This is a genomic window from Vibrio aquaticus, from assembly GCF_003970385.1.
Taxonomy (GTDB): Bacteria; Pseudomonadota; Gammaproteobacteria; order Enterobacterales; family Vibrionaceae; genus Vibrio; species Vibrio aquaticus.
In genome coordinates this window covers 1-599 of sequence record NZ_RXZH01000087.1, presented here as the reverse complement: position 1 = coordinate 599, position 599 = coordinate 1, and the positions used below count along the sequence as shown (strand labels likewise).

Annotated in this window: 2 protein-coding genes; both read right to left on the bottom strand. The window is 58.4% G+C overall.

The window, feature by feature from the left end:
* The coding region (locus EJ063_RS20465) for a phage tail protein (RefSeq protein ID WP_024233900.1) at positions 1–243 on the bottom strand (243 nt) is incomplete at its 3' end.
* The coding region (locus tag EJ063_RS20460; RefSeq protein WP_044695605.1) for a phage tail tape measure protein at positions 240–599 on the bottom strand (360 nt) is incomplete at its 5' end. The genes EJ063_RS20465 and EJ063_RS20460, both read right to left, overlap by 4 nt.

The following is a 599-nucleotide window of genomic DNA, read 5'->3' as shown; positions in this document are numbered from 1 at the left end:
CTGCCGCCACTCATAAGGCGGCGTCCACAGAAAGGATTTCCAGCCCCCGTGCTCTTCCAGAAACGACTCCAGTACCGTGGCCTCCTCACGGGGGACAGAAAGCGTCACGCTGTACGTTTTCAGGTTGGCATTCAGCCCGGCAGGCGCTCGCTGAGAATAGCCATCACCAAAGCGCACCTTTCTTACAGAAGGGACCGAAGCCACATCCATACCGGGTTTCACTTTCCAGCGGAAGGTCTTCATCGTCCACCTCCGGAGAACAGGCCACCATCACGCATCTGTGTCTGAATTTCATCACGGGCACCCTTGCGGGCCATGTCATACACCGCCTTCAGAGCAGCCGGACCTATCTGCCCGTTCGTGCCGTCGTTGTTAATCACCACATGGTTATTCTGCTCAAACGTCCCGGACGCCTGCGACCGGCTGTCTGCCATGCTGCCCGGTGTACCGACATAACCGCCGGTGGCATAGCCGCGCATCAGCCGGTAAAGATTCCCCACGCCAATCCGGCTGGTTGCCTCCTTCGTGAAGACAAACTCACCACGGTGAACAATCCCCGCTGGCTCATATTTGCCGCCGGTTCCCGTAAATCCTCCGGT